This is a genomic window from Streptococcus sp. 3874 (genome assembly GCF_013276425.1).
Classification (GTDB): domain Bacteria; phylum Bacillota; class Bacilli; order Lactobacillales; family Streptococcaceae; genus Streptococcus; species Streptococcus pseudopneumoniae.
The window spans coordinates 25,448-33,438 of record NZ_VMLA01000067.1 but is presented as its reverse complement, the minus strand read 5'-3'; the positions used below and the strand labels follow the sequence as shown (position 1 = coordinate 33,438).

Annotated in this window: 6 protein-coding genes and 2 pseudogenes; 6 read left to right on the top strand and 2 right to left on the bottom strand. The window is 40.3% G+C overall.

Annotated elements, in window-relative coordinates; all coding sequences use genetic code 11:
• The first annotated feature begins 85 nt into the window (after positions 1-85).
• From HT703_RS07355 to pcp, 3 genes and pseudogenes are all read left to right on the top strand, one after another.
• Positions 86-511, top strand: coding sequence for a MarR family winged helix-turn-helix transcriptional regulator (locus tag HT703_RS07355; RefSeq protein ID WP_000570119.1), 426 nt, complete (start codon positions 86-88; stop codon positions 509-511).
• A 10-nt stretch (positions 512-521) separates the two neighbouring features.
• Positions 522-884 (top strand): DUF1304 domain-containing protein, encoded by a 363-nt coding sequence (locus HT703_RS07350; RefSeq protein ID WP_000022854.1) that lies wholly within the window; start codon positions 522-524, stop codon positions 882-884.
• 111 nt (positions 885-995) lie between these two features.
• A pseudogene (gene pcp, locus HT703_RS07345) lies at positions 996-1,640 on the top strand (pyroglutamyl-peptidase I).
• 117 nt (positions 1,641-1,757) lie between these two features.
• On the opposite strand, the gene HT703_RS07340 reads toward pcp, so the two are convergent.
• Positions 1,758-2,636 carry a DUF975 family protein gene (locus HT703_RS07340; protein WP_001108855.1) on the bottom strand — a complete coding sequence of 293 codons (879 nt, stop codon included), beginning with the start codon at positions 2,634-2,636 and terminating at the stop codon, positions 1,758-1,760.
• A 116-nt stretch (positions 2,637-2,752) separates the two neighbouring features.
• Here HT703_RS07340 and tgt point away from each other — a divergent pair, with 116 nt between their 5' ends.
• From tgt to HT703_RS07325, 3 genes and pseudogenes are all read left to right on the top strand, one after another.
• Positions 2,753-3,895: a tRNA guanosine(34) transglycosylase Tgt gene (gene tgt / locus HT703_RS07335; protein WP_001285257.1), complete on the top strand. Its 1,143-nt coding sequence runs from the start codon at positions 2,753-2,755 to the stop codon at positions 3,893-3,895.
• Between the two features lie 100 nt (positions 3,896-3,995).
• On the top strand, positions 3,996-5,813 hold the full coding sequence (locus HT703_RS07330; RefSeq protein WP_001220862.1) for an acyltransferase family protein: 1,818 nt from the start codon (positions 3,996-3,998) through the stop codon (positions 5,811-5,813).
• 256 nt (positions 5,814-6,069) lie between these two features.
• Positions 6,070-6,462: pseudogene (locus HT703_RS07325) on the top strand (helix-turn-helix domain-containing protein); the annotation flags it as partial.
• 246 nt (positions 6,463-6,708) lie between these two features.
• On the opposite strand, the gene nagA reads toward HT703_RS07325, so the two are convergent.
• Complete coding sequence (nagA, locus tag HT703_RS07320; protein WP_001134440.1) at positions 6,709-7,860, bottom strand: N-acetylglucosamine-6-phosphate deacetylase; 1,152 nt, start codon at positions 7,858-7,860, stop codon at positions 6,709-6,711.
• Positions 7,861-7,991 lie beyond the last annotated feature (131 nt).

Below are 7,991 nucleotides of genomic sequence, written 5' to 3'. Positions count from 1 at the left end.
TTATAAGATGTTTTTTGATTTTAGTCCAGTATTATATTAAACTTGATTAATCAACTATTGATAAATCAATAGAAAGGAGGAAGAAATGATAGAGATTCAAGATTTACTGTATCAACTCCGCTTGTCTGAGCAAGCGAGTACGCAATTGTTTGAAAAAAGGCTTGGGATTAGTTTGACACGGTATCAGATTTTATTATTTTTGTTGAAGCATTCCCCTTGTAATCAAATAGCGGTTCAGGAGCGTTTGAAGATTGATCAGGCTGCTTTGACACGGCATTTTAAGATTTTAGAAAAGGAAGGTTTGGTGGAGCGTCATCGTAATCCTGAAAATCAGCGAGAAGTCTTGGTAGAGGCTACGAAGTATGCCAAGGAGCAGTTAGTGATGAATCCACCTCTGCAGCATATCAAGGTTAAGAAAGAGATGGAAAGTATCTTAACAGAGTCTGAGAGAACAGAATTCAGCCGTTTATTAAACAAATTGGTTTTGAGCATTGAAAATATAGAAATTTAAGGAGAAATAGATGTCAATTATTACAATTATTTTAGCAACAATCGTTGCTTTGGAGCATTTTTACATTTTTTATTTGGAAAGTATTGCAACGCAATCAGAAGCGACTAGTCGTGTCTTTAACATGGACAGGGAAGAACTAGCTCGTCCGTCGGTAAGTTCACTGTTTAAAAATCAAGGGATTTATAATGCTCTGCTAGGAGTCTTTCTCCTGTATGGGATTTATTTCTCACAGAATTTAGAAATTGTGACTATTTTTGTTTTATTTGTGATTGGTGCTGCGGCTTATGGCTCTCTCACAGCAGATAAGAAAATTATTTTGAAGCAAGGTGAGCCAGCTATTTTAGCCTTGATTAGTATTTTTCTCTTTAAATAAGTTCAAAGGTCAATCTTAGTCTCGCTAGTCCTTTTCACTCCGGAATAAGGGAAATATGTTATACTTGTTTTTAAGAAAAAGTCTCATTGAATTTGTTTTGAGGAGTTAGAAATGAAAGTATTAGTGACAGGTTTTGAGCCCTTTGGAGGGGAAAAGGTTAATCCAGCTTTGGAGGCCATTAAAGGTTTACCAGCTGAAATCCATGGTGCTGAGGTCCGTTGGTTAGAAGTGCCAACAGTCTTTCACAAATCGGCTCAAGTATTGGAAGAAGAGATGAACCGCTATCAACCTGACTTTGTCTTTTGTATTGGCCAAGCAGGTGGAAGATCTAGCTTGACGCCTGAACGAGTGGCTATAAATCAAGACGATGCACGCATTCCTGATAATGATGGTAATCAACCGATTGACCTTTCCATTCGCCAAGACGGTGCTTCGGCCTACTTTAGTAGTTTACCGATTAAAGCGATTGTTCAAGCTATAAAAAAAGAGGGCTTGCCGGCCTCTGTTTCCAATACGGCAGGGACTTTTGTCTGCAACCATTTGATGTATCAGGCCCTCTATTTGGTAGAAAAGAAATTTCCACATGTTAAGGCAGGTTTTATGCATATTCCTTATATGATGGAATAGGTGGTGAATCGACCTACAACTCCAGCTATGAGTTTAGTGGATATTAGGCGAGGGATAGAAGCGGCAATCGGAGCCATTATAGAACATGGAGATCAAGACCTCAAGTTGGTAGGCGGAGAAACTCATTGATAGAAAAAAGCTTGAGGGAAAACCTTCAAGCTTTTGGACGTTTTCGAGCCAATACTGCTCGGTAAAAAATCATTTTATTAATTAATTTGAATGTAGGGTAGGAGTGAAAAACTAGCCCTACCAGGGGTAGTTTAGTTGGTATTTTTTACTAAGTGCTGCTCTAAGTACTGCTCTATAAAAGCTGATTTTAGTACATTGGATATAAGGTAGGAGTAAAAAACTAGCAATGCCAAAGGTAATCCAATTGAGGAAGTACCAAGGAAGAAGCTGTAAATCTAGGACAAAGTGCTGGAACTTGTAGCCCTTCATAAAGGAACGGCTAGTTTTTAGGATTCGTCTTGGTGAGGCCTGTCCTAGGTCTAGACTATAACAGAGAAGAAATTCCACCTGTGAATAGGCATAATACTGTGGAATATAGAGGATATTTCCTACAATGATCAAGATGAGACTTGCAAGAAAGTAGAGTCCAAAGACCATGAGGAAACGCTCGGTTTCAACTGATGAGAGATCTAGATTTGGAAACTCAGGATGTAGGGTGACGAATTTTTGGGCTAAAAAGCTACTATAAAAGAGGAAGTAAATCCCAAGTAAATTAGGGATACTCCATAAAAAGAGATAGAAACGTTTGAGAAGTAGGGTCAAAAAGGTTTGAGAAAAGCGCTCCTCATCAAAGAGAGCTAGGCTGTTTTTTACAGATGGCTCCGTTTTAGAATCTTTCATGAGTGTCAGGGTTGCATAGACGGAACTGGTCAAAAGAATAGTCCCGATAAAGGAGACTAGTAGAGGAAAGAGGTAGGCTTGAAGTATTTGACCAAGTATGCTGAAAAATGGCTGTTCTAAAACAGTCACGTGTATCCGAGATAAGGGATTAAGAAAACCAGATAAGATGACCAGCATACTGGGAAGGATATAGAGGAGAAAGAGACGGGGGGTGTCAGCCTGAAAATGTTTTGACTCCTGACGAATTGTTTTTAAATCAATTTTTGGATAGTTCATTCTCTTATTATACCATAGTTCGTGACAGTTCCAGCTTTTTTTGATAAAATCATACAGTATGCCCTTGGGTACAAAGTATGAACTGGGACTGTCTTTCCCAGCTTCGGAGGTAAAAAATGTCAGATTCACCAATCAAATACCGTTTGATTAAGAAAGAAAAACATACAGGAGCTCGTCTGGGAGAAATCATCACTCCCCACAGCACCTTCCCAACACCTATGTTTATGCCAGTTGGGACTCAAGCCACTGTCAAAACTCAGTCGCCTGAAGAATTGAAGGAGATGGGTTCGGGAATTATCCTGTCAAACACCTATCATCTCTGGCTTCGTCCTGGAGATGAACTTATTGCTCGCGCAGGTGGTCTCCACAAGTTCATGAATTGGGACCAGCCTATCTTGACAGATAGTGGTGGTTTTCAGGTTTATTCCTTAGCAGATAGCCGTAATATCACAGAAGAAGGAGTAACCTTTAAAAACCATCTCAATGGTTCCAAGATGTTCCTATCGCCAGAAAAAGCTATCTCTATTCAGAATAATCTAGGCTCAGACATCATGATGTCCTTTGACGAATGTCCTCAGTTTTATCAACCTTACGATTACGTTAAGAAATCAATCGAGCGTACCAGTCGTTGGGCTGAGCGTGGTTTGAAGGCTCACCGTCGTCCGCATGACCAAGGGTTATTTGGGATTGTGCAGGGGGCAGGATTTGAAGACCTGCGTCGCCAATCGGCTCATGACCTTGTCAGCATGGATTTCCCAGGCTACTCTATCGGTGGCTTGGCAGTAGGAGAAACCCACGAAGAGATGAATGCGGTTTTGGACTTCACAACCCAACTGCTTCCTGAAAATAAACCTCGCTATTTGATGGGTGTCGGAGCGCCAGATAGCTTGATTGATGGGGTCATTCGTGGGGTGGATATGTTTGACTGTGTCTTGCCGACTCGTATCGCTCGTAACGGGACTTGTATGACCAGTCAGGGACGTTTGGTTGTCAAAAATGCCCAGTTTGCTGAGGACTTTACGCCACTGGATCCTGAGTGTGATTGCTACACATGTAAGAACTACACACGCGCCTACCTTCGTCACCTACTCAAAGCTGATGAAACCTTCGGTATCCGCTTAACTAGCTACCATAATCTTTACTTCTTGCTTAACCTGATGAAGCAAGTGCGACAAGCCATCATGGATGACAATCTCTTGGAATTCCGTGAGTATTTTGTGGAAAAATATGGCTATAATAAGTCAGGACGCAATTTCTAAAACGGAATAGATATAAGCTAAAAATCCTAAGTTTTCTCTTAGGATTTTTCTTCTTTTTTTGATAGAATAAAGTGTATAATGAAAGGGAGAATAAACTCGTATGCGCATTAAATGGTTTTCCTTGATTAGGATTACAGGTTTACTACTGGTACTCTTGTATCATTTCTTTCAGACCATCTTTCCTGGAGGATTTTTCGGGGTAGATGTCTTTTTCACATTTTCAGGTTTCCTGATTACGGCTCTACTCATCGAAGAGTTTTCTAAAAATCATGAGATTGACTTGATTGGATTTTTTAGGAGACGCTTTTATCGGATTGTGCCACCTGTGATTTTGATGGTCTTGGTAACCATGCCCTTTACCTTTCTAGTTCGCCAAGATTATGTGGCTGGAATTGGGGGTCAGATTGCGGGTGTTTTAGGCTTTATGACTAACTTCTATGAACTGCTAACAGGTGGGAGTTATGAATCTCAGTTCATTCCTCATTTGTTTGTTCATAATTGGAGCTTGGCCGTTGAGGTTCACTACTATATTCTTTGGGGATTGGCAGTTTGGTTCTTATCCAAACAGTCCAAATCAAATGGTCAGTTGAGGGGAATGGTTTTTCTCTTATCAGCTGCTGCCTTCTTGATCAGCTTCTTCTCCATGTTTATTGGTAGTTTTCTAGTGACCTCTTATTCCTCTGTTTACTTCTCCAGTTTAACTCATGTCTATCCATTCTTTTTGGGAAGTATCCTAGCAACGATTGTAGGCGTTCGTCAGACGACTTCCCTCGTCAAGCAGTTGGATAAAATCTGGGATTTACGCAAGACCCTTTTGGTTTTTGGAGGAGGTTTTGGCTTCTTACTCATTTTGACCTTCTTTGTCAAATTTACCTATCTTTTTGCCTATCTTATGGGCTTCTTACTTGCTAGCCTTGCAGCTCTTGCTATGATTCTGGCGGCGCGTGTCTTACATGAAAAGACACATCATATACAAGAGACAAAGATGATTAGCTTTTTAGCGGATACTAGCTATGCAGTTTATCTCTTCCATTGGCCTTTCTACATCATTTTCTCACAGTTGACCTCAAATCTTCTTGCTGTGTTATTAACTTTGATTTTTTCTTATGGATTTGCCAGTCTTTCATTTTATGTATTGGAACCTTGGATTGCAGGCAAGAACACACCTATTTTACAAACTCTTCGTCCCCTGCCTTATATTCACACAATTCTTGCAACAAGTACGGGAATCTTGGCCTTCATTGTCTTCTTAGTGACTTTGTTGGCACCACAAGTGGGAGCGTTTGAGACAGACTTAACTGTCAATGGCTTGAAGCAAGCTGCTAGTACTATTGCCCAAACAAAAGTGATAGCAGAACGAGCAGAAGCTGATAGTTTAGGAATTGCTGATGGCACTATGTTAATTGGTGACTCGGTGGCTTTAAGGGCAAATACAGCCCTGCAGACAGCTCTTCCTGGAGCACAAATTAACGCGCAGGTCAGCAGAACAACCAAGACTGCCAATGAAATCATGATAAACAATAGCCAAAATAAATTTTTACCTAAGATGGTGGTCATTGCGACTGGGGTAAATAATCCTGAAAATTACAAGGAAGACTGGGACAGTATCGTGAAAAATCTTCCTAAGGGCCACCATATGGTTTTGGTGACTCCTTATGAGGGAGATAAGACAAAAGAGACCTATGCCATCGTTGAGAAGGCTGCTGCCTACATGAGAGAATTGGCAGAGAAGACACCTTACATCACGATAGCAGATTGGAATCAAGTTGCGAAAGAGCATCCAGAAATTTGGGCAGGAACAGACCAAGTCCATTTCGGAAGTGACACTAGCACTATTGAAGCAGGAGCAAAATTGTATGCAGATACGATTGCCACAGCCTTGAAGACAGCTCAAGACAAGCCAGTCAAATCAAAATAACGTGTATTAAAAAGAGAAGAGTTGGAGAAATCCAACTCTTTTAAAATATCGCATCTCTGTGCCTTTCTTGTGTTTGTGGTTGAACAACAAGTATAACACAGAGGTGTTTTCTTATGTCTACACTTTCAGCTAGTTGAACCATCTAATTTTTAGGAGGGCTGGGTGGCTAACTTCATTATATAACTTTCATTTAGTAAATCGAACGTGAAAATGTCCCATTTGATAAAATAGTCGTATGAAAAGTATCCAACTGAATATGAATGAAACGAAAAAATATCTTGTGATAAAAGCTATAGACCAAGGAAAGAAAACAAAGAAACGACCCTGTGTCGAACTGAATCTTTCTGAAAGACAAATCAATCGTCTGCTACTAGCCTATCAACAGAAAGGAAAAGAAGCCTTCAGACACGGAAACAGAAATCGAAAACCAAAACATGCAATCCCTGATGAAATCAAAGAACGTGTCCTAAAGAAATACCTCTCCTATGAAACATATAAACCAAATGTCCTTCATTTCTGTGAATTACTAGCTGAAGAAGAGGGAATTCAGCTCTCTGATACAACTGTTAGAAAAATACTCTATAAGGAAAACATCCTCTCTCCCAAGTCTCACAGAAAGACAAAGAAGAGACTAAGAAAACAAGCTAAACTGAGCCTGGAACAACTCGTAAACGCTCCAAGTTGGTCTACTGCCCAAGTAAAATTTATACTAAACAGAAATTAAAAAACAAATTAGAAGACTTGGATTGCACAGCTCAAAATACTGATTTTAGAAAGTGGAATACTAATTAATGGAGTTGTAACAAATAGTTGACAGTGTTTGTTGCTTTTTGACTTCAAAGGAGTATTACTGGATTTTCTCCTCAAATTAGACTTTTGCCCAGACTCTTCTCTCTTATGCTTGATAACGTTTCACACCATCTAGATAGGTTGCTACCAATTCCAAATCTTTGTCTAAAACAATAAAATCTGCATCATAACCTTCACGAATTTGTCCACAGACGTCATCGATGTGAACGGATTTAGCTGGGTTGAAGCTGGCCATCATGACTGCTTCATGCGGATTCGCAATTCCCCATTCGACTACATTCTTCACACCATCTTTGAGTTTGAGGATAGAACCTGCCAAGTTACCTGTCGATTTGAGGCGTGCAGTTCCATTTGCAACGACAACTGGGAATTCTCCCAACATATAGTCACCGTCTTCCAATCCACCAGCTGTCATACAGTCTGTAATAAGAGCAATGTTTTCTGTCCCTTTTTGTTTGATAAGAATTTCGCAGGCTTTTGGATCTACGTGATGGCCATCACAGATCAACTCTGCATAGGTATGAGGTAATTGATACATGGCTCCAACCATACCCAGTTCGCGGTGAGTCAACCCACGCATTCCATTGTAGGCGTGTACCCAAACACTCGCTCCAGCATCGACTGCTTTTTTAGCTTCATCAAAAGTCGCGTTTGAGTGCCCAAGAGCAACCGTTACACCTTCTCCGGTGATAGTCCGTACAAAGTCTTCTACACCTTCACGCTCTGGCGCAAGAGCAATTTTATTTAGCAAGCCATTTGCTGCTTTTTGCCAAGCACGAAACTCATCCATGCGAGGATCTTTCATGTAGGCAGGGTTTTGAGCCCCCTTGTATTTCTCTGTGAAATAAGGCCCTTCAAAATAAATTCCACGAATTTTCGCGCCACTTGCTTCTTGATAACGAGCACCGATATTTTCAGTTACCGCAAGCAATTGCTCATAAGTCGATGTCAAAGTTGTTGGCAAGAAGCTCGTTACCCCCATGCTGAGGAGTCCTTCACTCATAGTATGAAGCGTTCCTTCGATATTATTATCCATAACATCCACACCGCCAAATCCATGAATGTGGGTATCCACAAGTCCTGGAGCAATGCTATAACCTGTATAGTCAATCACCTCAGCTCCTTCAGGAATCTGCTCTACATGTTTTCCAAACTTGCCGTCCACAAGTTCCAAGTAACCACCTCGACGAACTCCGTGTGGGTAGAAAAACTGATCCGCTTTAATATAGTTAGGCATAATGTTAACCTCCTTAAAAAATTGATTCTACAATTTATTATGTCAATTACATTATAAACCTTTCTTTTTCATTTGTAAATGGTATAGACCTATTTTCTGAAGATATTTTAAAAGCGATATTTCACGTTCGA

Bases quoted from the DNA above. Each gene is read 5' to 3' on its own strand.
- HT703_RS07355 (WP_000570119.1), top strand. From the start codon at position 86: ATGATAGAGATTCAAGATTTACTGTATCAACTCCGCTTGTCTGAGCAA.
- HT703_RS07350 (WP_000022854.1), top strand. From the start codon at position 522: ATGTCAATTATTACAATTATTTTAGCAACAATCGTTGCTTTGGAGCAT.
- HT703_RS07340 (WP_001108855.1), bottom strand. From the start codon at position 2,636: ATGAACTATCCAAAAATTGATTTAAAAACAATTCGTCAGGAGTCAAAA.
- tgt (WP_001285257.1), top strand. From the start codon at position 2,753: ATGTCAGATTCACCAATCAAATACCGTTTGATTAAGAAAGAAAAACAT.
- HT703_RS07330 (WP_001220862.1), top strand. From the start codon at position 3,996: ATGCGCATTAAATGGTTTTCCTTGATTAGGATTACAGGTTTACTACTG.
- nagA (WP_001134440.1), bottom strand. From the start codon at position 7,860: ATGCCTAACTATATTAAAGCGGATCAGTTTTTCTACCCACACGGAGTT.